General features: G+C 72.2%; 13 protein-coding genes. 10 read left to right on the top strand and 3 right to left on the bottom strand.

The genetic code is table 11. The features are described 5' to 3' along the window. Nucleotides 1-69 precede the first annotated feature (69 nt). Nucleotides 70-1,014: a hypothetical protein gene (locus tag AB0G59_RS18375; protein ID WP_360912766.1), complete on the top strand. Its 945-nt coding sequence runs from the start codon at nucleotides 70-72 to the stop codon at nucleotides 1,012-1,014. Nucleotides 1,015-1,133: 119 nt separating this feature from the next. On the opposite strand, the gene AB0G59_RS18370 is transcribed toward AB0G59_RS18375, so the two are convergent. Continuing rightward, on the bottom strand, nucleotides 1,134-2,222 hold the full coding sequence (locus AB0G59_RS18370) for a lactonase family protein (RefSeq protein WP_360912764.1): 1,089 nt from the start codon (nucleotides 2,220-2,222) through the stop codon (nucleotides 1,134-1,136). Nucleotides 2,223-2,607: 385 nt separating this feature from the next. Between AB0G59_RS18370 and AB0G59_RS18365 the strand changes: the two genes are divergently transcribed. Beyond that, entirely contained in the window at nucleotides 2,608-4,110 is a 1,503-nt protein-coding gene (locus AB0G59_RS18365) for an FUSC family protein (protein WP_360912959.1), read from the top strand. 94 nt (nucleotides 4,111-4,204) lie between these two features. Next, complete coding sequence (locus tag AB0G59_RS18360; RefSeq protein WP_071962182.1) at nucleotides 4,205-4,687, top strand: Lrp/AsnC family transcriptional regulator; 483 nt, start codon at nucleotides 4,205-4,207, stop codon at nucleotides 4,685-4,687. Nucleotides 4,688-4,714: 27 nt separating this feature from the next. On the opposite strand, the gene AB0G59_RS18355 is transcribed toward AB0G59_RS18360, so the two are convergent. Beyond that, a complete protein-coding gene (locus tag AB0G59_RS18355; RefSeq protein ID WP_360912762.1) occupies nucleotides 4,715-5,137 on the bottom strand; it encodes a secondary thiamine-phosphate synthase enzyme YjbQ in 423 nt (140 codons plus the stop codon). 187 nt (nucleotides 5,138-5,324) lie between these two features. On the opposite strand from AB0G59_RS18355, the gene AB0G59_RS18350 reads away from it, so the two are divergent. The 7 genes from AB0G59_RS18350 to AB0G59_RS18320 all read left to right on the top strand — a co-directional run bounded on the left by AB0G59_RS18350 (nucleotide 5,325) and on the right by AB0G59_RS18320 (nucleotide 17,763). After that, nucleotides 5,325-6,704 (top strand): glycosyltransferase, encoded by a 1,380-nt coding sequence (locus AB0G59_RS18350; protein ID WP_360912760.1) that lies wholly within the window; start codon nucleotides 5,325-5,327, stop codon nucleotides 6,702-6,704. A 14-nt stretch (nucleotides 6,705-6,718) separates the two neighbouring features. Continuing rightward, a complete protein-coding gene (locus AB0G59_RS18345) occupies nucleotides 6,719-7,777 on the top strand; it encodes a DegT/DnrJ/EryC1/StrS family aminotransferase (protein WP_360912758.1) in 1,059 nt (352 codons plus the stop codon). A 36-nt stretch (nucleotides 7,778-7,813) separates the two neighbouring features. Continuing rightward, nucleotides 7,814-8,992: a cytochrome P450 gene (locus AB0G59_RS18340; protein WP_360912756.1), complete on the top strand. Its 1,179-nt coding sequence runs from the start codon at nucleotides 7,814-7,816 to the stop codon at nucleotides 8,990-8,992. 71 nt (nucleotides 8,993-9,063) lie between these two features. Further along, the gene (locus AB0G59_RS18335; RefSeq protein ID WP_071962260.1) at nucleotides 9,064-9,258 is read left to right on the top strand and encodes a ferredoxin; all 195 of its coding nucleotides are present in this window, start codon (nucleotides 9,064-9,066) and stop codon (nucleotides 9,256-9,258) included. A 126-nt stretch (nucleotides 9,259-9,384) separates the two neighbouring features. After that, nucleotides 9,385-10,143 carry an alpha/beta fold hydrolase gene (locus AB0G59_RS18330; protein WP_360912754.1) on the top strand — a complete coding sequence of 253 codons (759 nt, stop codon included), beginning with the start codon at nucleotides 9,385-9,387 and terminating at the stop codon, nucleotides 10,141-10,143. Next, on the top strand, nucleotides 10,143-12,284 hold the full coding sequence (pabB, locus tag AB0G59_RS18325; protein WP_360912752.1) for an aminodeoxychorismate synthase component I: 2,142 nt from the start codon (nucleotides 10,143-10,145) through the stop codon (nucleotides 12,282-12,284). The genes AB0G59_RS18330 and pabB overlap by 1 nt, the downstream gene beginning before the upstream one ends. Before the next feature lie 94 nt (nucleotides 12,285-12,378). After that, complete coding sequence (locus AB0G59_RS18320) at nucleotides 12,379-17,763, top strand: beta-ketoacyl synthase N-terminal-like domain-containing protein (RefSeq protein ID WP_360912957.1); 5,385 nt, start codon at nucleotides 12,379-12,381, stop codon at nucleotides 17,761-17,763. A gap of 175 nt (nucleotides 17,764-17,938) precedes the next feature. On the opposite strand, the gene AB0G59_RS18315 is transcribed toward AB0G59_RS18320, so the two are convergent. After that, nucleotides 17,939-26,230: an SDR family NAD(P)-dependent oxidoreductase gene (locus tag AB0G59_RS18315; RefSeq protein ID WP_360912750.1), complete on the bottom strand. Its 8,292-nt coding sequence runs from the start codon at nucleotides 26,228-26,230 to the stop codon at nucleotides 17,939-17,941. Between the last annotated feature and the right edge of the window lie 63 nt (nucleotides 26,231-26,293).

Genomic DNA, 26,293 nt, shown 5'->3' with positions numbered 1-26,293 from the left:
CCGGACAGACGTTGTTCAGATACCCCCACTCGAACGTCCGAGTCCTATGAACGGCTAACATGCGGCGCCATGAGCTCCCCCACAGGGCCCGCGAATGGCCTGCCTGTACGAATGCCGCGTCCCCGCCAGCCCGGACGGCACCGGCGGCCGGAGCCGGCGGCCGCTCCGGCGGGTGCACCCCCGCTGGTGCTCGCCGTGCCCGGGACGCCCAGTGTCACCACCCGACGCCTCGCCGAGGAGTCCCTGAGCATCGCCCGCTCCGAGCTCCCGGGCCTGGACGCCCGGATCGGCTACATCGACGTCGACGGGGACACCGAGGGCTTCCCCGCGCTGGAGACCGTCCTCGCCTACGCGGCCGCCCAGCGCTCCGCTCGCACCAGCGAAGCCGCTGAGGCGCAGAACGCCGACGAGACCCCCGACGCCTGGGCCCAGGCGCCCGACGCCGTCGTGGTGCCGCTCCTGGCCGGTCCGGACAGCGCGGTGCTGCGGCGGATACGCCAGTCCGTCATGAACAGCGGTTCGGCCAGCGAGCTCACCGACACGCTCGGCCCGCACCCGCTGCTCGCCGAGGCGCTGCACGTCCGGCTCTCCGAGGCCGGCCTGGCCCGCGCCGACCGCGCACGACTGTTCACAGTTGCAACGGCTGCCGATGGCATCGTCCTGGCGACGGTCGGTGGCGAGGAGGCCGTGCAGGCCGCCGGTATCACCGGCATGCTGCTGTCCGCCCGCCTGGCGGTGCCGGTGCTGGCCGCCGCGCTGGACGAGGAGGGCGCCGTCGCCCGCGCCGCCGACCAGCTGCGGGGCTCCGGCTCCCGGAACCTGGCGCTCGCCCCCTGCCTCATCGGCCCCGAGGTCGACGAGACGCTGACGGCCATGGCCGCGAAGGAGGCCGGCTGCTCGGCCGCCGAGCCGCTGGGCGCGTACCCCGCGGTCGGCAAGCTCGCGCTGGCCAAGTACGCGGCCGCGCTGGGCATCGCCACCCAGCCGTCGCTGCAGGGCGCGCCGGTGCGCTGACGCGCCTGCGCAGACCCGTACGAGAGGGGCTTCCGTCGTCCGGAGGCCCCTCCGGGCATGTCGGGGGCAGGTGCCGGCCCGCTCCGGCACGATGCACGGCCGCCGCCCGGGCGGCGGCCTCAGGAGAAGAGCACGCAGGACGCCGCCGGTATCCCGACGGAGCCGGCGCGTGCCGGTATTCCGGTGTCCGGGTCGACGGTGAACCAGGTGACGTCCCCGGAGCGCTCGTTCGCCGCGTACAGCAGACGGCCGTCCGGGTGCGCCGTCAGATCGCGGGGCCAGTGGCCGCCGCAGCCGACCGTGCCGAGGAGCTCGGGGGCGTCGCCCGGTGCGTCGAGGGCGAGGGTGGCGATGCTGTCGTGGCCGCGGTTGGCCGCCCACAGGAAGCGCCCGTCCGCGGAGACGACCGGCGCCGAGGGATAGGTGCGCTGCCCGGCGTCGGCGGGCACCACCCGCGTCTCACCGATGGGCTCCAGCGTGCCCGTCGCCGCGTCCCACGCGCACGCCGTGACGGTGGGGTCGAGCTCGTTGAGGACGTAGGCCCGGTCGCCCCGCGGGTGGAAGACCAGGTGCCGGGGCCCGCTGCCGGGCCGCATCCGCTCCTCGCGGTGCGGGCTCGGGGCGCCGCTGAGCGGGTCGAGCGCGTAGCTCCACACCGAGTCGGTGCCCAGGTCCACGGAGAGCAGCCACCGCCCGGAGGGATCGGGCACGACGGCGTGGGGGTGCGGCCCCGCCTGCCGGTCCGCCACCGGCCCGCGGCCGCGGTGCGGGAGCACCGCCGACGGCGCGCCGAGCCCTCCCCCGGTACGGACCGGGAGCGCGCTGACGCTGCCGGAGCCGTAGTTGGCGGTGAGCAGCCAGGGGCCGGCGAGCGCGAGGTGTGTGGGGCCCTCGCCGCGCACGGGCACCGGCAGCCCGAGCGGCTCGGGCCGTGCGGGGTCCGCCAGGGAGAAGGCGGCGGCCGCGCCCTCGTCGGTCTCGCTCACCGCGTAGAGCACGTCGCCGCCGGGAGAGAGGGCGAGGTAGGAGGGGTTCACGACGGCGTCGGTGGAGTGCACGGGCGTCAGGGCGCCCGTGGCGGCGTCGACCCGTGCGACGGTGAGGCCGGGGCCGCCCGCATCGGTGAACGACCCGATGTAGGCCCACCGGCCCCGCCGGCCGTCGGCCCCGTTCCAGCTGCTCCGGCCGTCCTGGCTGCTGTCCGTCATCACTGCCGCCCTCCCCGTCGAGCTCGCCGAGGCCCGTCGCAGGCCGTCGAACCTCTGTGTGCACACGACGCTACACGCAGCCACTGACAGTGCCCTGTCGCACCCCGCGAGTACTGCTGCGCCACGCCCGTCGGCGCCCACGACCGGGCGGCTGGCCGCGTGGTCGGCAGGGGCCCTCCGCGGCCGCGTGTCCCGGTCCGCAGGGCCGTTGGCCCTCCATGGCGCACCGCACAGCCCTTCTGCTGCACCAATGGCACAGTCGTTTCGTCTTCCCTTGAGCCAGTGGGCGCGCGGATGGTTTGATGATCCCAGTCGATGGCGCTGCGGATCCCGCGGCGCCTCTTTCTTTTGAGGCGCAGGGAGCCGGAAGAGATTGCTGAAGAGGATGTTCGTGGCCCCGGACCCGGGCCGGCTGCGGCTGCGCAGCTCGGCCCGGGCCGTTCTCGGCGTCGGGCTGGCCGTGGCCGTCTGCGACCTGACCACCCACTCGCTCGCCGCGACGATCGCCGGCGGTCTCGCCGCGCTGCTCGCGCTCTTCACGGTCACTGACGCCAAGGTCGCCGCCCAGGTCGTGACGACCGCGTGGCTGCCCGTCGTGGGCTTCCCGGTGCTCGCCCTCGCGGCGGCGCTGCACGACCACCCCCCGGTGCGCGACGCCGCGTTCCTCGCCGTCGTCTTCGCCGGCGTGTACGCGCGCCGCTGGGGCCCGCGCGGCCACGCCCTGGGGATCTTCGGGTTCATGACCTTCTTCATGGCGCAGTTCCTGCACGCCGTGCCGGGTCAGCTGCCCGAGCTGTACGCGGCCATGGCCATGGCGCTCGCCGCGTCCTGCCTCGTCCGCTTCTGCCTGTGGTGCTTCGAGCGCCGCATGCCGCCGCCGGTGGCGCCCGCGCCCCTGACGGCACGCGGGCTCGACCGCCCCACCACCCGGCAGGCGTTCCAGAACACCTTCGCCTGCGCCATCGCGCTCGGCGTGGGTCAGGCGATCTCCGACGAGCGCTGGTACTGGGCCGTCGGTACGGCCTGGTGGATCTTCGTCAACACCTCCTCGCGCGGCGAGACCCTGGTGCGCGGCTTCCGCCGCGTCGTCGGCACGCTGGCCGGCATCGCCGTCGGGCTGGTCGTCGCCGTGCCGCTGCACGGCGCGCCCGTTCCCACCGCCGTCCTCGTGGGCGCCTGTGTCTTCGGCATCTTCTACACCGCGGCGCTCTCCTACAGCTGGATGATGTTCTTCGTGACCGTCATGGCCGGCCTGCTGTACGGGCTCCTCGGCGTGCTGCACCCCGGTCTGCTGGCGCTGCGCTTCGAGCAGACCCTCGTGGGCGCCCTCGGTGCGGCGGTGGCCGTCGCCGTGGTGCTGCCCGTGACCACCCACGCCGCCACCGACGCCTGGATCCGGCGCGCCCTGGTGGCCGTGCGGCACTGCACGGCGACGTCCGCGCGGCGGCTCGCGGGCGACGCGGCGGCCGACCCCGCCCCGTACGTCGCCGAGCTCGAGCTCCTCCTCGGCCGGGTACGGATCTCCCTGGCCCCGCTGCTGCACCCGCTCAGCCCCCTGCGGGAGCGCCGGGAACGCGCGCGGCAGGTCATGGTGCACCTCGACGACTGCGTGCACCAGGCGCGCGGTCTCGCGGCGGTCGCCGCGGACCCCGACGCCTCGCACGACGCCCGGCTCACGGCCGCCTGCCAGCGGGTCGAGGAGGCGCTGCACGCCCTGGTGCCGGCCGGAGCGCCCGGCGCCCCGGCCGCGGACCCCGCCGCGGCCGCCCCGCACCACCACCCGGGCGCCGAGCGGGCCCTGGCCCATCTGCACGACCTGGAGAGGGCGCTCGCCGAGCTGGCCGCGCCCCTGCTGAGCAGCCGGCGCCCTCCGCTGGCCGGCGCCTGATACGGCCGCGCTCCCCGCGGCGCCTTCCCGTTGACGGCTGGGCCATTGGTACAGTTCGGGCCCGGAATCTCGATCATGAGGGAGCCGATGGCCCATGGCCGTGGACGCGCTGGACGCCAGGATCCTGCGGCTGCTGCTGGAGCAGCCGCGCACGAGCGTGCGGGAGTACGCGCGGGTGCTCGGCATCGCGCGCGGCACGCTCCAGGCCCGGCTCGACCGGCTGGAGCGGGACGGCGTGATCACCGGCACGGGGCCCCGGCTGTCCCCCGCCGCCCTGGGCCACCCCGTGCTGGCGTTCGTCCACATAGAGGTCACCCAGGGCCACCTGGACACGGTGGCGAACGCGCTCGCCGACGTACCGGAGATCATCGAGGCGTTCTCGATCACCGGGGGCGGTGATCTGATGGCGCGGGTCGTCGCGCGGGACGCGGCGCACCTGGAGGACGTCATCCAGCTGCTGGTCCAGCTGCCCGGCGTGGTGCGCACCCGCACCGAGATGGTGCTGCGCGAGCGCGTGCCCTACCGCATGGTGCCGCTGGTGGACGCGGTGGGACGCGCGGCGCAGCGGCCCTCCTGACGGGCCCTCGGACCCGGCCCCCGCCGCTCAGCCCAGGAACGACAGCCGCACCCGCCGTTGCGGGTTGTCCACGTTCGTATCGACCAGGACCACGGACTGCCAGGTCCCGAGCTCCAGCCTGCCGCCGATCACCGGCAGTGTGGCGTGCGGCGGGACGATGGCGGGGAGGACGTGGTCGCGGCCGTGGCCGGGGGTGCCGTGGCGGTGTCGCCAGCGGTCGTCGGCCGGGAGCAGGTCGTGCAGGGCGGCGAGGAGGTCGTCGTCGCTGCCCGCGCCGGTCTCGAGAATGGCCAGGCCGGTAGTGGCGTGGGGCGCAAAGACATTGAGCAGGCCGTCGCGCCCGGGGGCGACCTCGCGGAGGAATTCCGCACAGGCCTCGGTGAGGTCGTGCACGGTCTCGCGGGATCCGGTCGTGATGTCGAGGGTGCGCGTGGTGAAGGTATGGGTCATGGTCCACCGCTTACCCGTCGTGCCGCCGCGACGGCAAGTCGACGGGCCGCCGGGACCTTGTGTCCCTTCGCGGGAGAAGGTCTAAGGATTTCCCGGCAGCGGGCGTGAGATCAAGTTGGGGTGCGGCCACACGCGCCCGGGGCACATGGCTCGTCGAGCCCCGGAAGCCACCTTGAAAGGGACATCCATGGACCCCGTCCGACGGCCGATCCTGTTCGTCAGTCTTCCGGAAAGCGGGCTGCTCAATCCGCTGCTCGTGCTGGCGGCCGAGCTGTCACGCCGGGGTGTGGAGGACCTCTGGTTCGCCACCGACGACAATCGGCGAGCCGAGGTGGAGAACCTGGCGGTGAAGGCGCCGGTGGAATTCGCCTCGCTCGGTGAGGTGATCCCCGAGCTGTCGGCGGTGAGCTGGCCCGACGACGTCTACCGCGAGGTCACTCAGGCATCGCGTTTCAAGGCGCACCGCGCGGTCATCAAGCAGTCCTACAAGCCCGCTCTGCAGGCGAAGAAGTACCGGCGGCTCGAGGCGGTCGTCGACGAGGTCCGGCCGGCGCTGATGGTCATCGACTGCGTGAGCGCCTTCGCGGTCGACCTGGCCCTCACGCGCAAGATCCCGTTCGTGCTGAGCGTGCCGTTCGTGGCCAGCAATGTGCTGACGTCGCTGAATCCGTTCGCGAAGGGCTACACCCCCCGGGACTTCCCGGTCCCGCACTCCGGTCTGCCGGGGCGGATGAACGTGGTGCAGCGGTTGCAGAACGAGCTGTTCAAGCTGCGGACCATGGGTCTGTTCTTCAATCCCGCCATGGGAAAGGTGCTCCAGGAGGACGGCCGTATCCGCAAGGAACTCGGTCTTCCGGCGCCCAGCCCGATGACGCGGATCGACAAGGCCGAGATGGTCCTGTGCAATTCGATCGCCGAGCTGGACTACCCGTTCGAGATGCCCGAGAAGGTGCGTCTGGTCGGCGCGATGATGCCGCCCCTGCCGGAGGCCGGTGAGGACGACGGGGAGCTCTCCCGCTGGCTGGACGCCCAGTCGTCCGTGGTCTACATGGGCTTCGGCACGATCACCCGGCTGACGCGGGACCAGGTCGGCGCGCTGGTGGAGGTCGCCCGGCGGCTGGACGGCGAGCACCAGATCCTGTGGAAACTGCCGAAGGAACAGCAGCACCTGCTGCCGCCGGCGGAATCGCTGCCGGGCAATCTGCGCATCGAGAGCTGGGTGCCCTCGCAGCTCGACGTCCTGGCCCACCCCAACGTCAAGGTGTTCTTCACGCACGGCGGTGGCAACGGCTTCCACGAGGGCGTGTACTTCGGCAAGCCCCTGGTGGTGCGGCCCCTGTGGGTCGACTGCTTCGACCAGGCCGTCCGCGGCCGAGACTTCGGCATCAGTCTGACGCTCGACCGGCCCCAGACCATCGCCCCCGACGACGTCGTCGACAAGCTCACCCGGGTCCTCGGCGAGCCCTCGTTCCGCGAGAACGCGGAACGGCTCGGGGCGCTGCAGCGGGCCGCGGGCGGTCGGCAGACCGCGGCGGACCTGATCCTCGGCCTTCCCGCTCTGGCATGACAAGGGAGATATCCATGTCGTTCAAGTATCCCGTTTCCCGGCCCCATCTCGACGGGCGAGAACTCGAATACGTCACCGGCACGATCGGGGACGGGTGGATCTCTTCCCAGGGTCCCTATGTGCAGCGGTTCGAGAAGGCGTTCGCGGAGTACAACGGAATCGCGCACGGCGTCGCCTGTTCCTCGGGGACGGCCGCCCTCACCCTGGCCCTGCGGGCGCTGGGCATCGGTCCGGGCGACGAGGTGATCGTGCCGGAATTCACCATGGTGGCCACCGCGTGGGCCGTCACCTACACGGGGGCGACGCCCGTCTTCGTGGACTGCGCGGACGATCTCAATATCGATGTCACCCGCATCGAGGAGAAGATCACGCCGCGGACGAAGGCCATCATGCCCGTCCACATCTACGGCCGGCGTTGCGACATGGACGCCATCATGGACATCGCGTTCCAGTACAACCTCCGGGTGGTCGAGGACTCCGCCGAAGCCCACGGCGTGCGTCCCGTGGGCGACATCGCCTGCTTCTCGCTGTTCGCCAACAAGATCATCACCTCCGGCGAGGGCGGCATCTGCCTGACCGACGACCCCCGGCTGGCCGGCCAGCTCGCCCACCTGCGCGGCATGGCCTTCAGCAAGGAACACAACTTCCTGCACAAGAAGGTCGCCTACAACTTCCGGATGACGGCCATGCAGGCCGCCGTCGCCCTGGCGCAGACCGAGCGGCTCGACGACATCCTGGCCACCCGCGCGGAAATAGAGAAGCGCTACGACGAGGGCCTGGCCGGCATCCCCGGCATCACCCTGATGCCGCCCCGGGACGTGCTGTGGATGTACGACATCCGATCGGAACGCCGCGAGGAACTGCGTGCGTTCCTCGCGGACGCGGGAATCGAGACCCGGGTGTTCTTCAAGCCGATGAGCCGGCAGCCGGAATACCTCGCCCCGCACTGGCCGACGCTGAACGCGAACCGCTTCGCGGAGGACGGACTGTACCTGCCCACCCATACCGGTCTGACCGCCAGCGACCAGGATTACGTGATCGGGAAGATCCGTGAATTCCACGGCGCGAGCTGACCGCATCCTCCGGCTGCCGAGACGGGACGAATGGACATGACGAGCACCGAGCCGACCGTGGTCGACTTTCCCCTGCGCAAACCCGGTGTGGCGTTTCCGCCCCCGCACTACACCGACTACCGCGAGAAGGAGGGGCTCGTCCTCTCCTATCTGCCGAACGGAAACCGGGTCTGGCTGGTCACCCGGCACGAGGACGTACGGGCCGTCCTGACCAACCCGAAGATCAGCTCCAACCCGGAGCACGAGGGATTCCCCAACATCAGCCAGACCATGGGCGTCCCCAAGCAGGACCAGATTCCCGGCTGGTTCGTGGGACTGGACTCGCCGGAGCACGACCGCTTCCGCAAGGCGCTCATCCCCGAGTTCACCGTGCGGCGCATCCGCGCGATGCGCCCGGCGATCGAGCGCACCGTGGAAGAGCGCATCGACGCGATGCTGGCCGCCGGCAATTCCGCCGATCTGGTCGCCGACTTCGCGCTGCCGGTGCCGTCGCTGGTCATTTCGACATTGCTCGGCGTGCCGCCCGTCGACCGTGACTTCTTCGAGTCGCGCACCCGCACCCTGGTCGCCATCCGGGCCTCGACCGACCAGCAGCGCGACACCGCCACCAAGGAACTCCTGCGGTACATCCACCGGCTCGTCGCCATCAAGGAGAAGTGGCCCGGGGACGACCTGATCAGCAGGCTCCTGGCCACCGGGGCGCTCGACTCCCAGGAGCTGTCGGGCGTCCTGCTGCTCCTGCTCATCGCCGGCCACGAGACGACGGCCAACAACATCGCCCTCGGCGTGGTGACGCTGCTGACGAACCCCGAATGGATCGGCGACGACCGGGCCGTCGAGGAGACGCTGCGCTTCCACTCCGTCGCCGACCTGGTGTCGCTGCGCGTGGCCGTCGAGGACGTCGAGATCTCCGGCCAGCTCGTCAAGGCCGGCGAGGGCATCGTGCCCCTGGTGGCCGCGGCCAACCACGACACGGCCGTCTTCGAGTGCCCCCACATGTTCGACCCGTCCCGCAGCGCCCGGCAGCACGTCGCCTTCGGCTACGGCGTGCACCAGTGCCTGGGGCAGAACCTCGTCCGGGTCGAGATGGAGATCGCCTACCGGAAGCTGTTCGAGCGCATCCCCACGCTCAAGCTCGATGTTCCGGTGGAGGAACTGCCGTTCAAACACGACGGCGTGCTGTACGGGCTGCACGAACTGCCCGTCAGCTGGTAGCCACAAGGCCGCCTCCCGGGCCGACCGCTCACGGCCCGGGAGGCCTTCATTCGCCGCAGGAGAACCCCTTGATACGTATCACCGTCGACACCGACCGCTGCGTCGGGGCGGGCCAGTGCGTCCTGACCGCACCGGCGGTCTTCGACCAGGACGACGACGGCCTGGTCATCGTCCTGACCACCGAGCCCGACGCCTCCGAGACGGACGCCGTCTGGCAGGCGGGCGACCTCTGCCCGGCCCGTACGATCATGGTCCACGAGGACTGACTTTCCGACGGTCGACCACCGGCCGACTCTAGTGATTTGCGCGTTCCCTGTGCGATGCACTGTGGCCCGGAAAGTGCTTCCCCCGCACAGAAAGGACCCAAGCTCTTGAACAGCACGGCCCATTCCATGGACAATTCCGCGGCCCTTTGGCTCCGGCGCTACCACCCGGCCGGGAACAGCGGCGTCCGGCTGGTCTGTTTCCCCCACGCCGGCGGGTCGGCCAGCTTCTACCACCCCGTCTCGGCGGTGCACTCCGCCGTCGCCGACGTGATCGCCCTGCAGTACCCCGGGCGGCAGGACCGGCGGCACGAGCCGTGCATCACCGACATCGGTGTGCTGGCCGACCGGATCACCGAACTGCTCCTGACCCAGAGCGAGAAGCCCACCCTCTTCTTCGGGCACAGCATGGGTGCCGTGCTCGCCTTCGAAACGGCGTGGCGGCTGGAGCAGAAGGGCGCGGGCGCGCCACGGGCCATCATCGCCTCCGGCCGCAGGGCCCCGGCCACGACCCGCCCCGAGACGGTGCACGAGCGCGACGACGACGGCATCATCGCCGAGCTCAAGCTCCTCAACGGCACCGCCCCGGGGCTGCTCGGCGACGACGAGATCCTCAAGATGGCCATGCCGGCCATCCGCGGTGACTACCAGGCCATCGAGACCTACCGCTGCGACCCCGAGGACCGCGCGGTCCGCTGCCCCATCACCGTACTGACCGGTGATGCCGACCCCAGGACGACGCTCGAGGAAGCGGCGGCCTGGGAGCGGCACACCGAAGGGGCCTTCCGGCTCGAGGTGTTCCCCGGCGGACACTTCTTCCTCGCCTCCCAGCAGGCGGCGGTGAACGGCCAGATATCGCGCGAACTCGAGAAAATCGGGAAAAGTTGATGCGTACGCTGCTGGTCGACAACTACGACTCCTTCACCTACAACCTCTTCCACTACCTCGCCGAGGTGAACGGGGAAGAGCCCGAGGTCATCCGCAACGACGACCCGGCGTGGAAGCCGGAGCTCCTGGACACGTTCGACAACGTGGTGCTCTCCCCCGGGCCCGGTACGCCCCACCGCCCGGCGGACTTCGGCTTCTGCGCCCAGATAGCCGCCGAGGGCAGACTGCCCGTCCTCGGCGTCTGCCTGGGCCACCAGGGGCTGGCGCTCGCCCACGGCGCCCCCGTCGGACGGGCCCCCGAGCCCCGCCACGGCCGCACGTCGGTGGTCCGGCACGACGGCACCGGCCTCTTCGAGGGGCTGCCTTCCCCGCTGGAGGTGGTCCGCTACCACTCGCTCGCCGTGACCGGCGACTCCCCCGACCTCGAGCCCACGGCCTGGGCCGAGGACGGGGTGGTCATGGCGCTGCGCCACCGCGAACTGCCTCTGTGGGGCGTGCAGTTCCACCCCGAGTCCATAGGCACCGAGGGCGGCCACCGGCTGCTGGCGAACTTCCGCCGGCTGACCGAACAGCACCGCTCCCGCAGGGGACCGGCCGCCGCCCGGACGCCGCGGCCGGCCGTGGCCGCCACCGCGCCGGCGGTGCTCGCCCCGGCGGACCTCGACACCAACGCGGACGTCCGCCAGCTGCGGGTCGTCGTGGAGCAGCTGCCCACCCGCTGGGACCCCGAAGTGGCCTTCGACCGGCTGTTCCGGACGGGCGACCACCCGTTCTGGCTGGACAGCAGCCGGACGGGCGGCGCCCTCGGAGAGCTCTCGATCATGGGTGACGCCTCCGGGCCGCTCGCCCGGGTCGCCAAGGCCGACGTGTTCGACGGCACGGTGACCGTGACGTCCGCCGGCTCCACGCGCGTCGTCGCGGACACGTTCCTGGAGTGGCTGGACCGGGACCTGCGGTCCATGCGGGTCGACGCGCCGGAGCTGCCCTTCGACTTCGCGCTCGGCTGGGCCGGCTACCTCGGCTACGAACTGAAGGCGGAGTGCGACGGCGACGGGGCGCACCGCGCGGCCGAGCCCGACGCGGCGATGGTCTTCGCCGACCGCGCGCTCGTCCTCGACCACCGCTCGGACACCACCTATCTGCTGGCCCTGGCCGAGCACGGCGAGGAGGAGCCGGCCCGGGAGTGGCTGCGGAGCGCGGCGACGGCCCTCGGGGACATCGCGGGCCGGGCGCCCGCCCCCTGCGAGGCCCCCGAGCCCCGGCAGGCCGCCGACGTACGGCTGCGGCACGACCGCGAGGCGTACCTCGAGCTGATCGACGCGTGCCAGGAGGAGATCAAGGCCGGTGAGACGTACGAGGTGTGCCTCACCAACATGATCGAGGCCGAGGCCGCCGGTCTCGACCCGTGGCAGGCCTACCGTTTCCTGCGCCGCACCAGCCCGGCGCCGTTCGGCGCCTACCTGCACTTCGCCGACCTGTCCGTGCTCAGCACGTCACCGGAGCGCTTCCTGCGCATCGACCGCGCCGGGGTGATGGAGTCCAAGCCCATCAAGGGGACCCGTCCCCGGGGCGCCACCCCGCAGGAGGACGCGGCGCTGGTCTCCGAGCTGGCGAACTGCGAGAAGGACCGGGCCGAGAACCTGATGATCGTCGACCTGGTCCGGCACGACCTCGGCCGGTGCGCCGAGGTCGGCTCGGTCAGCGCGGCCCCGGTCTTCCAGGTCGAGAGCTACGCCACCGTGCACCAGCTGGTGAGCACGGTACGGGCGAAGCTGCGCGCGGACAGCAGCACCGTGGCGGGGGTCCGGGCCGCGTTCCCCGGCGGCTCGATGACCGGGGCGCCGAAGATCCGGACCATGCAGATCATCGACCGGCTCGAAGGCGGGCCGCGGGGCGTGTACTCCGGGGCCATCGGCTACTTCTCCCTGACGGGGGCGGCCGATCTGAGCATCGTCATCCGCACGGTGGTGCTGCACGGGGACCGCCTCCGCTACGGGGTGGGCGGCGCGATCATCGCGCTGTCGGACCCGGAGGCGGAGTTCGAGGAGACGGCGGTCAAGGCGACGCCCCTCCTGCGGCTGCTGGGCGCCGGGTTCCCGGGCCGTAGAACCGCCGTGGCCGGGGAACCGGCGCGGTCGTAGCGGAAACGGCCGTGGCGGACAGCGGCGGCCGGCGAAGCCAACGCAAACGCTTGATACGGGAGTGACAGTGTCCGTCCACACAGATGACTACGCGATCGATCCGTCCGCCGACCCCGGAGGCGGCGGCAGCGCGCTGGGCGGCTTCACGCTTCCGGAGGTGTTCCGGGCCGCCGTGGCCACCGACCCCGAGGCGGTGGCCCTCTCGGACGGCGAACGGTCGCTGACCTGGCGCCAGTGGGACGCGGAGGTCGCCGCCATGGCCCGGGCCCTGCAGGAACTGGGGGTCGGGGCGGGCGACGTGGTGGCGGTCCACCTGCCGAACTCCGCGGAGTTCCAGACGCTGCACATCGCCGTCGCGACCGTGGGCGCCGTCATGATGCCCGTCCACCTGGGCAACGGCAGCAAGGACGTCCACGCGCTCCTGACCCGCGTCGAACCGGTCGCCGTGGTCCTGCCGCACAGCACGCAGGACGCCGCAGGCCCGGGCGGGCAGGGGCCGCTGGGCGCGGACGCGCTGCTGCGGACCGTGCCCTCGCTGCGGGCCGTGGTGATCGCCGGGGCGGCCGGTGAGCCGGCGGCCCCGGGCGTGTTCTCGCTGGAGGCGCTGCGCGACACCTGGCAGGGCGCCTCCCCGCGTCCGGTGGACGTACGGCCGGAGATGCCCTTCGTCCTCGTGCCGTCCTCGGGCACGACGTCCGCGCGGCCGAAGATCTGTGTGCACAGCCACGACGGCCTGTTGTCGAACACGGCGTCCGTGACGGCGGATGCCGCCGAGGCGTTCGCCACGGCGGTCATCACGGCCTGCCCCCTCACCCATCTGTTCGGTCTGCAGTCGATGCATTCGGCGCTCTTCGCCGCGTGCCGGCAGGTTCTGCTGGGCGGCTGGGACCCGGACCGCTTCCTGGAGCTGGCCCGGCAGGCCGGACCGAGCGTCGTCTTCGCCGTGCCCACGCAGCTGCACGACGTCGTCGCGCGGCTCTCGGAGACCGGGGAGAGCGCCGGGTTCCGCCCCAGGGAGGTACGGACGGCGGGTGCGGCCATCCCGGGTGCGCTCGTCGAGGACGTCAGGGCGGCGCTCGACTGCGCCCTCGTCGTGGTGTGGGGCATGTCCGAGCTGGGCACCGGCACCTGCACCCTGGCCGACGACCCCGCCGAGGTCGCCGTGCGCAGCGTGGGACGGCCGACGGCCGGTGCCCGCGTCCGCGTCGTCGACCAGGACGGCAGGGAGTGTCCGCCGGGCGAGGTCGGCGAACTGCAGTACCGAAGCCCCGGAATGTTCCGGGGCTATTTCGGCGATCCGGAGCTCACCGGGTCCGCGGTGACGGACGAGGGCTGGCTGCGGACCGGCGACCTCGCCGGCGTCGACGCGGACGGCCTGGTGGCCTTCCACGGCCGGGCGGCCGAACTCATCAACGTGGGCGGCAGGAAGTTCAACGCCACCGAGATCCAGGGCCTGCTCGCCGCGCTTCCCGGGATCGGCCCGCTCGCCGTCCTCGGCAAGCCCGACCCCCGGCTCGGGGAGTACCCGTGCCTGGTCCTGACCGACCGGGCCGATCCCGCGATCGGCCTCACGGAGGTGACCGACTTCCTGCAGGACCGGGGCGTGGCCGACTACAAGATCCCCCTCGAACTGGTCACGGTCGGCGAACTCCCCCTCACCCCCGCCGGAAAGCTCCACCGGCGGGCCCTGCAGCAGATGCTCGGCACGGACGCCGTCACCTCGCCGGCACGCCGCGAGGGGGCCGGTGCCCCGCAGGGCGCGCCGCGCACCGTCGACGAAGCCCTCGACCTGGTGGGCGCCTGCGTGGCCAAGGTGCTGGGGAAGGACGCCGAAGGCGTGGCGGGCGGCATCGCCCCTGAGGCCACCTTCCGCAGCCTGGGCCTCGACTCGATCCTCACCATCCGGCTGCGCAACGCGCTGCAGGAGGCGACCGGAGCCCCCCTTCCCGCCACTCTCGCCTTCGACTTCCCGACGCCCGTCACGGTCGCACGATTCCTGGCGGGCCGGTCGCAGGAAGAGCCGGAGGGAACGCGGGATCGCCTTCCGGCATCTGACGGCGGCGCCACCGATCCCGCGGATCCGGTGGTCATCGTCGGCATGGCCTGCCGCCTGCCGGGAGGAGCGCTCTCCCCGGAAGACCTGTGGGACCTGGTCGTCGGGGAGACCGACGCCGTCTCGGCCTTCCCGGCCGACCGCGGCTGGGACCTCGAGGCGCTGTACGACGCGGACCCCGACCACCGGGGCACGTCCTACGCCCGCGAAGGCGGCTTCCTGTACGACGCGGGCCACTTCGACGCCGGCTTCTTCGACATGTCCGAGCGCGAGGCCCTGGCGACCGACCCCCAGCAGCGGCTCCTCCTCGAAACGGCCTGGGAGGCCTTCGAACGGGCGCAGATCGACCCGAGGACGCTCAAGGGCACCCGCACCGGCGTCTTCACCGGCGCGATGTACCACGACTACGCGACCGCCCACGGCGCCGCCGGCTCCGGGGAACTGGAGGGGCTGCTCGGCATCGGCACGGCGGCCAGCGCGCTGTCCGGGCGCATCGCCTACGCCTACGGGTTCGAGGGCCCGGCGCTCACCGTGGACACGGCGTGCTCGTCCTCGCTCGTCGCCCTGCACCTGGCGTGCCAGTCCCTGCGGTCGGGCGAGTCGTCCCTCGCGCTGGCCGGTGGTGTCGCCGTCATGGCGACGCCGTCGTCGTTCGTGGAGTTCTCCAGGCTGCGCGGGCTGTCCCCGGACGGCCGCTGCAAGTCGTACGCGGACGCCGCCGACGGTGCCGCGTGGTCCGAGGGCGTCGGGCTGCTCCTGCTGGAGCGGCTGAGCGACGCACGGCGCAACGGGCACCGGGTGCTGGCCGTGGTGCGCGGCTCCGCGGTCAACCAGGACGGGGCGTCGAACGGCCTCACCGCGCCGAACGGGCCCGCGCAGCAGCGCGTGATCCACCAGGCGCTGGACCGTGCCGGGCTCGCGCCGCAGGACGTGGACGCGGTGGAGGGCCACGGCACCGGAACGACGCTCGGCGACCCCATCGAGGCCCAGGCGCTGCTCGCGACCTACGGCCGGGCGCGCCCCGAGGACGGACAGCCGCTGTGGCTGGGCTCGGTCAAGTCGAACATCGGGCACACGCAGGCCGCCGCCGGGGTCGCCGGAGTGATCAAGACGGTGCTGGCCCTGGAACACGGCGTCCTGCCGAAGACTTTGCACGCCGAGCGGCCGACGTCCCACGTCGACTGGTCCACCGGCGCGGTGAGCCTGCTGACCGAGGCTCGGCCCTGGCCCAGGCGGAGCGGACGCGTACGCCGGGCCGGTGTGTCCTCGTTCGGGATCAGCGGCACCAACGCCCACGTGATCCTGGAGGAACCGCCGGAGCCGGGAGCGGTGGCGGAGGTGGCGGAGCCGGGAGAGGTGGCCAAGTCGGCGGAGACGGGAGAGGTGGCCGAGTCGGCAGAGCCGACAGAGGCAGCGGCGTCGGCGGAGCTACAGGAGCCCGGGTCGCGGCCGGCCGTACCGGATGCCGGCCCGGCCGTGCCATGGCTGCTGTCCGCCCGGAGCGAGCCCGCGCTGCGGGCGCAGGCGCGGCGGCTGGCCGAACACCTCGCCGCGCATCCCCGTTCGTCCGCCCGGGACATCGCCTATTCGCTGGCCACGACCCGTGCCCTGCACCCCTTCCGGGCCGTCGTGACCGGCTCCGACGGTGCCGGGCTGGCCGCGGCCGCGGCGGCGTTCGGGCGCGGTGAGTCCCCCGGCATGGTCGTCCGGGAGCAGGGCGACGCATCGGACGGCCGTGGCAAGTGCGCCTTCGTCTTCACCGGCCAGGGCAGCCAACGGCTCGGCATGGGGCGTGAGCTCGCCGAGGCGTTCCCCGTGTTCGACGACGCCCTGCGCGAGGTCTGCGCGGCGCTCGACCCGCTGCTGGACCGGCCCCTGACCTCGGTGATGTGGGCCGACCCCGGCTCAGAGGCCGCGGCTCTCCTCGACGACACCGGGTACACGCAGCCGGCACTGTTCGCCGTCGAAGTGGCGTCGTACCGGCTCTTCGCCTCATGGGGAGCGGTCCCGGACCTCCTGGCCGGGCACTCGGTCGGCGAGATAGCCGCCGCGCACGTGGCGGGAGTGCTCTCGCTGCCGGACGCGTGCGTCCTGGTCGCGGCCAGGAGCCGGCTGATGCGGGCGCTGCCCGCGGGCGGGGCCATGGTGGCCGTGCGCATCGCGGAGCACGAGGTGGCCCCGTGGCTGGAGGGGCTGACGGACCGCGTGTCGATCGCCGCGGTGAACGGACCGCGTTCGGTCGTGCTCTCCGGGGCCGCGGCACCGCTCGCCGAGCTCACCGACAGGCTCGTCGCAGCCGGGCACAAGGCCAAGCAGCTCGTGGTCAGCCACGCCTTCCACTCGCCGTTGATGGACCCCATGCTCGCGGACTTCCGTGCCGCCGTCGGCGCCCTCTCCTTCTCCGAGCCGTCGATGACGCTCGTCTCCTGCCTCACCGGCCGCCCGCTGACCGCGGAAGAGGCCAAGGACCCGGAGTACTGGGTCCGGCACGTACGGGACGCGGTGCGCTTCAAGGACGCCGTGGAACACCTGCGGTCCGAGCGGACCGCGGTCTTCGTGGAGCTGGGACCGGCTCCCGCGCTCACTCCGATGATCGACGAGTGCCTCGGTTCCGCCGGGCGCGGGCCGACGGCCGCGGTGGTGCCCACGGTGCGCGGGGAGCACGGGGATCGCGGGGAGCACGGGGTTCGCGGAGAAGTACGCGATGTGCTCACGGCGATCGCCCGGCTCCACGGCCACGGAATGCCGGTCGCGTGGCGGGCCGTCCTGCCGGAAGCCGCGGCCGTGCCGCTGCCGACGTACGCCTTCCAGCACCGCAGGTACTGGCCGACACCGGGTACGGAGCTCGGCGGTACGGCCGACGGCGATGGGTGGCACTCCGCCGACAGCGCGGAAGGCGGCGAAGGGCCTTCGCTGTCCTTGCGGCTGTCCGGCCTCGGCGATCCCGAACGGGAAGAGGCCCTGCTGGCCATGGTGCTGGCCGAGGTCACGGCCGTACTCGGCGGACAAATGCCGCAGGGCGACGAAGCGGCCGACCAGTCCTTCTCCGACATGGGCATCAACTCGGTGAACGCGATAGAGCTGCGCAACCGGCTGATCTCGGTCACCGGCATGCAGCTGCCGACCACGCTCGTCTTCGACCACCCGACCCCCACCGCCATCGCCCGCCTCGTAGGGGAGAGCCTCGTACGGGAGGGCCTCGGCCGCTCCGCCGGGGGCACGCAGCGGGATGCGGCCGCTCTCGTGGACGAACTGGAGAGCATGCTCGCGGCCGGCGCCGGCATGGACGCGGAGACGGCGGCCCGGCTGAAGGCCGTGGCGGCGCAGTGGGCGCCCTCCCCGGCGGTGGCGAAGGGCGGCATCGACATCGAGGCGGCCACGGACGAGGAGCTCTTCCGGCTCATGGACGGCGACAGCGCCGGTTAGTCCGCTCACCTGACCACGAAAAGCGGCGGACGGCAGAGGCCGTCCGCCGCTTTTCGCATGCCTTCTGCTTCGTTTGCTTCGTTTGCTTCGTTCTCCGGCACGGCACAAGCCCGAGGGCCCGGTCTTCGAGAAGACCGGGCCCTCGGGCTTTCCTCAGATCGTTCGGTTCATTCGGTCAGGAGAGGCCGAGCTCGTTGTCGAGGAGGTCGAAGACCTCTTCATCGGAAGCGGAGTCGAAGTCGAAGTCGTCCTCGGCCCGTGCGTCCTTGCGCAGGGCGCTCCACTTCGCCTTGAGCACCTCGAGGCGGCCCGCTATCTGCTCGTGGGCCTCCTCGTCGACCTCCAGCTCGCCGAACGCCTTCTCCAGCCGGTCGAGGTCGCTCAGCAGCGACTCCGGCCCCGAGGGCTCCTCCGGCACGACCAGCCCGTAGAGGTGGTCGACCAGCTCCGCGGGGGTCGGGTAGTCGAACAGCAGGGTGGCCGGCAACCGGACCCCGGTGAGCGCGCTCAGGCGGTTCCGCAGCTCCACCGAGGTCAGGGAGTCGAACCCGAGGTCCTGGAACGCCCGCTCCGGATCCACCGTCTCCGCACCCGCGTGTCCGAGGACGACCGCGATCTGACCGCGCACCACGTCCAGCAGCACATCGTGCCGCTCGGCCATGGACAGCGCGGACAGGCGCTGGGCGAGTTCGGCGGCCGCCGCGGCCCCGGCGCCGGATCCGGCCGTGGCCGACCGGCGGGCGGACGTCCGGATCAGTCCGCGCAGCAGCGGGTGGATCTCGCCCTGCGCCCGCAGCGCCGCCAGGTCCAGGCGCACCGGGAGCACCACGGCCTCGGCCGTGGTCAGCGCGGCGTCGAACAGCGCCACGCCTTCCTCGGGAGAGAGCTCCGGCATGCCCGAGCGGGCGATCCGCTGTGCGGCCGCGTCCTGCAGTGCCCCGGTCATGCCGCTGTCCTTGGTCCAGGGCCCCCACGCCAGCGAGGCGGCCGGCAGTCCCGCGGCCCGGCGGTACTGCGCCAGGGCGTCCAGGAAGGCGTTGCCCGCGGCGTAGTTCGCCTGGCCCGGGTTGCCGAACGTACCGGCGGCCGAGGAGAAGGTGACGAAGGTGTGGAGCCCGAGGTGCTCGGTGGCCCGGTGCAGGTTCCACGCCGCGTCCACCTTCGGACGCAGGACGGCCGACAGACGCTCCGGGGTGAGGGAGCCGATCACGCCGTCGTCCAGTACGCCGGCGGTGTGCACCACGGCCGAGACCGGATGCCGCCCCACCAGCTCGGCCACGGCCGCCTGGTCCGTCACGTCACAGGACTCCACGGCCACAGCCGCGCCCTGCTCCTTCAGCTCGGCAATGAGCTCCTCGACGCCCTCGGCGGCCGGACCACTGCGGCTGACCAGCAACAGGCTCCGCACACCGTGCTCGGCCACCAAGTGCCGTGCCACGACGCGACCGAGACCGCCCGTGCCACCGGTGATCAGCACCGTGCCGTCCGAGCCCCACACCGCAGGACCGGACTCGACCAGGGCCTCCGGCGCCGGCACCCGGGCCAGCCGAGGTGCCAGCACCTCGCCGCCCCGGATCGCCAGCTGCGGCTCGTCCAGGGCGAGCGCCTTCGGCAGAACTGCCGAAGTTCCGTCTGCACCGTCGAGGTCCACCAGGCCGAAGCGCCCGGGGTTCTCCGCCTGCGCCGAGCGCACCAGGCCCCACGCCGCGGCTCCCGGGAGGTCCTCTCCGGTCGTCGCGCCCCGGGTGACGAACACCAGGCGCGACGCGGCGAACCGCTCGTCGGCCAGCCAGGACTTCACCTGGTCCAGCACCCGCGATGTCAGCGCGTGAACCGACCCGGCCGTGTCGTCGGAGCCGGATCCGGCGACGTCGCCTGCCGACGACACGAGCACGACGTCCGGAACGTCCGCTGCCGCGACCGCGCTCAGGGATGCGAAGTCCGCGAAGACGGCGGTCCCGTCGGCAGTCCCGTCGCCAGCCAGAACACCGGCGAGGCCGAGCGGGTCCGGGCCGACGACGGCCAGGGACTCGGTCGCGGCTGCCATGGCGTTGAGCTGGACCGTGGTCCAGTCGACCTTGAACAGCGCGTCGTGATCAGCGGCATTGAGCTGCTCGGCCGAGATCGGACGGACCATCAGCGACTCGACGGAGGCGACCGGCGCGCCCGCGGTGTCCGCGAGCGCGATCGACACCGCGCCGTCGCCTCCGCGCGACAGGCGAACCCGTACGGCGGAAGCGCCGGCCGCATGCAGGCTGACCCCGCTCCACGAGAACGGCACGCCGCCGCTCTCCTGGTCGTCGTCCCCGCCGAAGGCGGAGGCGTGCAGGCTCGCGTCGAAGAGCGCCGGGTGGAGCCCGAAGGCTCCGCCGTCCACGCCGTCGGGCAGGCCGACTTCGGCGAACACGTCCTCGCCCAGGCGCCAGGCTGCCCGCAGGCCCTGGAACACCGGGCCGTACTCGAACCCGGCATCCGCGAACCGCTCGTAGCAGTCGGACACGTCGACCGGCTCGGCACCTTCCGGCGGCCACACGGCCGCGTCGAACGCCACCGCTGCCGCTTCGGCTGCCAGGGTTCCCTGAGCGTGCAGGGTCCAGGGCTGCTGTGCCTGCGCATTGTCGGGGCGGGAGTGGATGGTGAGAGCGCGGCGACCTGCGTCGTCCGGCTCACCGACCCACACCTGCACCTGAACGCCACCCTGCTCGGGCAGCACCAGCGGCGCGGCAAGCGTCAACTCCTCCACCGCACCGCAACCAGTCTCGTCACCCGCACGAATCGCCAGCTCCAGCAGGGCCGTACCGGGCACGAGAACCGAACCCATGACGACGTGGTCGGCGAGCCAGGGATGCGACTGCACCGACAGACGCCCGGTGAAGAGGTAGCCATCGGTATTGACCAGTTCCACGGCCGCGCCCAGCATCGGGTGCTCCGCCGAACCCAGACCAGCGAACCGGATATCCCCGGCACGCATCGCCGAGCCGGCGGGCCAGAAGCGCTGGTGCTGGAAGGCGTACGTAGGCAGATCGACGCTCCGGGCGCCCGTGCCGGCATAGGCAGCCGACCAGCGGACCTTCGCGCCGTGGACGTAGAGCTGCGCCAGGGCGGTCAGCAGGGCGGGCGACTCGTCCCGGTTCCTGCGGAGTACGGGGACGAGCACGGCGGCCTCGTCGGTCACCGATTCCTGGGCCATGGCGGACAGAACGCCGTCCGGGCCGAGCTCCAGGAAGCGGGTGACGCCTTCGGCCTGCAGGGTACGGATGCCGTCGGCGAAGCGGACCGCCTCACGGACGTGACGCACCCAGTACTCCGCCGAGCGCAGCTGCTCGTCGGTGGCCTGCGCGCCGGTGAGGTTGGAGACCACCGGGATGGTCGGAGAGGCGTACGACAGGCCATCCAGAACCGCGCGGAAGTCGTCCAGCATCGGGTCCATCAACGGCGAGTGGAACGCGTGCGAGACGCGCAGTCGCGTCGTCTTACGGCCCTGTGCCTCGAAGTGCGCCCGGATCGCCTCGACGGCGCTCTCCGCGCCCGAGACGACTACGGACGACGGTCCGTTGACGGCAGCGATCGAAACATCGTCGTTCAGGTGCGGCAGGACCTCGTCCTCGGTCGCCTGCACGGCCACCATCGCACCGCCCGCAGGCAGCGCCTGCATCAGACGCCCCCGGGCACTGACCAACGCACACGCATCCGCCAGCGAGAACACACCCGCCACATGGGCAGCCGCGACCTCACCGATGGAGTGGCCGGCCACGAAGTCCGGACGGACACCCCACGACTCCACCAGCCTGAACAGCGCCACCTCGACGGCGAACAGCCCGGCCTGGGCGTACACCGTCTGATTCAGCAGCTCCTCGTCCTCGCCCCAGACGACAGCAGAAACCGGCTGCTCCAGGTGCTCATCAAGCCCCGCACACACCGCATCGAACGCCTCGGCAAAGACCGGGAACCGGCCGTACAACTCACGGCCCATCCCCACCCGCTGCGAACCCTGACCCGAGAACAAGAACGCCGACCGACCCGACCCTGCCGGGCCCTCGACCACACCCGCGTCCGGCTCGCCGGCCGCCAATGCGGACAAGGCGCGCAGCGCGGCATCCCGGTCCGTGGCAAGCACCACGGCGCGGTGCGTGAAGCCCGACCGTTCCGTCGCCAGCGAGAGACCGATGTCGACGAGGTCCTCCTCGCCGCGCGCGGTCAGGTGCGTGAGCAGGCGCGCGGCCTGGTCGCGCAGTGCCGGCACCGCCTTGCCCGAGAGCACCCACGGCACCACACCGGGCTCGACCGCGGGCTCGGTCTGTCCATTCGTTGCCTCGACAGGCTCGGGCTGCTCCAGCACCACGTGCGCGTTCGTGCCGCTGATGCCGAAGGAGGAGACGGCCGCGCGACGCGGGCGGTCGCTCTCGGGCCAGGCGGTCTGCTGTGTCAGCAGTTCGACGGCGCCGGCGCTCCAGTCCACGTGCGAGGACGGGGCGTCCACGTGCAGTGTCCTCGGCAGCACCCCGTGCTGCATCGCCATGACCATCTTGATGACGCCCGCGACGCCGGCCGCGGCCTGCGTGTGACCGAGATTCGACTTCACCGAACCCAGCCACAGCGGGCGGTCGCGGTCCTGACCGTAGGTGGCCAGGAGCGCCTGGGCCTCGATCGGGTCACCCAGCGTCGTACCCGTGCCGTGTGCCTCGACCGCATCGACGTCTGCGGCGGACAGTCCGCCGCTGGCCAGGGCCTGGCGGATCACTCGCTGCTGCGACGGACCGTTCGGAGCCGTCAAACCGTTCGACGCACCGTCCTGGTTGACCGCAGAGCCACGCACCACGGCCAGCACACGGTGGCCGTTGCGGCGCGCGTCCGACAGCCGCTCGAGTACGACCATGCCGACGCCCTCGGACCAGCCCACACCGTCCGCCGCATCGGAGAACGCCTTGCAGCGTCCGTCGGGCGAGAGGCCCCGCTGGCGGGAGAACTCGATGAAGGTCGTCGGCGTCGACATCACCGTCACGCCACCGGCCACCGCCAGCGAGCACTCACCCGACCGCAGTGCCTGCGCGGCCAAGTGCATGCCCACGAGAGAGGACGAGCAGGCCGTGTCGACCGTGACCGCCGGACCTTCGAAACCGAAGGTGTACGACACGCGGCCCGAGGCCACGCTGCCCGCGCTACCGCTGCCCTGGTACCCCTCGAACTCGGGACCGGAGAGCAGATTCGCGTAGTCGTTGTACATCACACCCGCGAAGACACCCGTCTGGCTTCCCCGCAACGACACCGGATCAATACCGGCCCGCTCCAACGCCTCCCAGGTCGTCTCCAGCAACAGACGCTGCTGCGAATCCGTCGCCAACGCCTCCCGGGGACTCATCCCGAAGAAGTCCGGGTCGAACTCCCCCGCGTCCTTCAGGAACCCGCCCGAGCGGGTGTAGACGGTGCCGCTGTGGTCGGGGTCCGGGTTGTAGAGCGAGTCGACGTCCCAGCCGCGGTCGGCAGGGAAGCCGCCCACCGCGTCCACGCCCTCGGACACCAGGCGCCACAGGTCCTCGGGAGAGGACACCCCACCCGGGTAGCGGCAGCTCATGCCCACGATCACCACCGGATCGTCGGCAACCGGCGGCAACACCCGCACCGGCACCAGCGCCTCCGCGGGATCGGTGCCGAGCAGTTCGTCCAGGAGGAAGCTCACCAGGGCGTTCGCGTTGGGGTAGTCGAACACGGCGGTCGCGGGGAGCCGCAGGCCGGTGACCGTGCCCAGGCGGTTGCGCAGTTCCACTGCCGTCAGGGAGTCGAAGCCGAGGTCCTGGAAGGCCTTGGCCGGGTCGACTTCCGCGACTCCGGCGTGGCCCAGCACCACCGCGATCTGTCCCCGCACGACGTCCAGCAGCAGCTCGTGCCGCTCCTCGGTGGTCAGCCCCGTCAGGCGCTGCACCAGCCCGGAGGCTGCTCCGGTGCCGGCCGTGACCGCCTTGCGACCGCGGCTGCGGACCAGACCGCGCAGCAGGGCAGGTACGTCGCCCAGTGCCCGCAAGGCCGCCAGGTCGAGACGCACCGGCAGTACGGCCGGCTCCGCCCCGGACAGCGCGGCGTCGAACAGCGCCAGACCCTGCTCCACCGACAACGGCGGCATACCCGCCCGGGTCATCCGCTCGACGTCGGCGTCGCTGAGCGCCCCGGTCATTCCGCCGTCCTGCGTCCAGGGACCCCAGGCCAGCGACACGCCCGGCAGGCCCTCGGCCTGACGGAACCGTGCGAGAGCGTCCAGGAAGGCATTGCCCGCGGCGTAGTTCGCCTGGCCGGGGCTCCCGAAGGTGCCTGCCACGGACGAGAAGACGACGAACGCGGAGAGGTTCTTGTGCTCGGTGGCCCGGTGCAGGTTCCACGCCGCGTCCACCTTCGGGCGCAGCACGGCCGACAGACGCTCCGGGGTCAGCGACCCGATCACACCGTCGTCCAGCACACCTGCCGTGTGCACCACGGCCGAGACCGGATGCCGCGCCACCAGCTCGGCCACCGCGACCTGGTCCGTCACGTCACAGGACTCCACGGCCACCGCCGCGCCCTGCTCCTCCAGCTCCGCGACAAGATCCTCGACGCCCTCGGCGGCCGGACCACTGCGGCTGACCAGCAACAGGCTCCGCACACCGTGCTCGGCCACCAGGTGGCGCGCCACCGCACGGCCCAGACCACCCGTACCACCGGTGATCAGTACGGCCCCCTCGGAACTCCACACCGCAGGACCGGACTCGACCGGCGCCGGCACCCGGGCCAGCCGGGCCGCCAGTACCTCGCCGCCCCGGACGGCCAGCTGAGGCTCGTCCAGAGCGAGCGACCGACGCAGCAGGACCGACGAGGAGTCCTCGTCGACGTCGGCGTCGACCAGGCCGAAGCGTCCGGGGTTCTCGGACTGTGCCGAGCGGATCAGGCCCCACACGGCGGCACCGACGAGGTCGTCACCGGTCGTCGCGCCCCGCGTCACGAACATCAGACGCGAACCGGCGAACCGCTCCTCGGCCAACCACGACTGCACCAGACCCAGCACCCGCGACACGGCCGCATGCACCGACTCCACCACGGAATCGGAACCGCAGGTCGCAGCCACCGGCACCAGCACCACACTCGGAACATCTGCTTCCGATTCTGCGAGCGGCAGCAGATCCGTGCTCGTCTCCACCGAAGGCCCGGTGAACACCTCGGCGTCCGCCTCACCGCCCGGCACCTGGACCGCGGCCCAGACGAGTTCGAACAGCGAGTCGTGGCCGACAGCGTTCAGCTGATCCGCCGCGATCGGTCGGACCGCCAGCGACTCGACCGAGGCGACCGGGGCACCCATGGTGTCCGCCATCGCGATCGAGAGGTCGCCTTCACCCGTCCGGGAAAGACGCACCCGCACCGCGGACGCTCCCGCCGCGTGCAGCGATACACCGCTCCAGGAGAACGGCACACCGGCCCGGTTGCCCTCGCGCAGACCGATCAGCGCGACCGCGTGCAGGCTCGCGTCGAACAACACGGGGTGCAGGCCGAATGCCTCGCTGTCGATGCCGTCAGGCAGAGCGACCTCGGCGAACACGTCCTCGCCGACCCGCCATGCCGCCCGCAGCCCCTGGAACGCGGGGCCGTACTCGAGGCCGGCGTCGGCGAACCGCTCGTAGCAGCCGTTCACGTCGACCGGCTCGGCGCCCTGCGGCGGCCAGACCGTGGCGTCGAACGCCGCGGAGGACGAAGCGGAGGACGGAGCGGAGGACGAAGCCGTCACGAGGGTGCCGCTGACGTGCAGCGTCCACAGCTGGTCATCGGCGTCGTCCGGGCGGGAGTGCACGGTCACCGCGCGGCGTCCGGTCCCGTCCGGTTCACCGGCCCACACCTGCAGCTGGACGCCGCCCCGCTCGGGCAGGACCAGCGGCGCGGCCAGGGTCAGCTCCTCCACCGCATCGCAACCGACCTCCGCACCGGCGTGCAGCACAAGCTCCAGCAGCGCCGTGCCGGGCACGAGCACCGAGCCCATCACCACATGGTCGGCGAGCCAGGAGTGCGACTGCACGCCCAGCCGGCCGGTGAACAGGAACCCGTCGGAGCCCGCCAGTTCCACGGCCCCGCTGAGCAGCGGGTGTTCCGCGGACTTCAGCCCGACGGCCTCCGCGCTGCCGCCCATCGTCATCACGGCGGGCCAGAACCTCTGGTGCTGGAAGGCATAGGTCGGCAGGTCGACACGGCGGGCTCCGGTACCGGCGAAGAACGCCGGCCAGTCGACACCCGCACCGCAGAGATGCAGTCGCGCCACCGCGTCGACGACCGAGGACTCCTCGGCCCGGCCCTTGCGCAGGACGGGCAGGATCACGGCGGCCTCATCGGCCACCGATTCGCGGGCCATGGCGGACAGAACGCCGTCCGGGCCGAGCTCCAGGAAACGCGTCACACCCTCGGCCTGCAGGGTACGGACGCCGTCCGCGAAGCGGACCGCCTCACGGACGTGACGCACCCAGTACTCCGCCGAGCGCAGCTGCTCGTCGGTGGCCTGCGCGCCGGTGAGGTTGGAGACCAC

This window comes from Streptomyces sp. NPDC021096 (assembly GCF_040641275.1).
Lineage (GTDB): Bacteria > Actinomycetota > Actinomycetes > Streptomycetales > Streptomycetaceae > Streptomyces.
Note: the sequence above shows the minus strand (reverse complement) of the source record. Positions and strands in the feature narration are given on the sequence as shown.

Bases quoted from the DNA above. Each gene is read 5' to 3' on its own strand.
- pabB (WP_360912752.1), top strand. From the start codon at position 10,143: ATGCGTACGCTGCTGGTCGACAACTACGACTCCTTCACCTACAACCTC.
- AB0G59_RS18340 (WP_360912756.1), top strand. From the start codon at position 7,814: ATGACGAGCACCGAGCCGACCGTGGTCGACTTTCCCCTGCGCAAACCC.
- AB0G59_RS18360 (WP_071962182.1), top strand. From the start codon at position 4,205: ATGGCCGTGGACGCGCTGGACGCCAGGATCCTGCGGCTGCTGCTGGAG.
- AB0G59_RS18350 (WP_360912760.1), top strand. From the start codon at position 5,325: ATGGACCCCGTCCGACGGCCGATCCTGTTCGTCAGTCTTCCGGAAAGC.
- AB0G59_RS18365 (WP_360912959.1), top strand. From the start codon at position 2,608: ATGTTCGTGGCCCCGGACCCGGGCCGGCTGCGGCTGCGCAGCTCGGCC.
- AB0G59_RS18370 (WP_360912764.1), bottom strand. From the start codon at position 2,222: ATGACGGACAGCAGCCAGGACGGCCGGAGCAGCTGGAACGGGGCCGAC.
- AB0G59_RS18355 (WP_360912762.1), bottom strand. From the start codon at position 5,137: ATGACCCATACCTTCACCACGCGCACCCTCGACATCACGACCGGATCC.
- AB0G59_RS18330 (WP_360912754.1), top strand. From the start codon at position 9,385: ATGGACAATTCCGCGGCCCTTTGGCTCCGGCGCTACCACCCGGCCGGG.
- AB0G59_RS18375 (WP_360912766.1), top strand. From the start codon at position 70: ATGAGCTCCCCCACAGGGCCCGCGAATGGCCTGCCTGTACGAATGCCG.
- AB0G59_RS18345 (WP_360912758.1), top strand. From the start codon at position 6,719: ATGTCGTTCAAGTATCCCGTTTCCCGGCCCCATCTCGACGGGCGAGAA.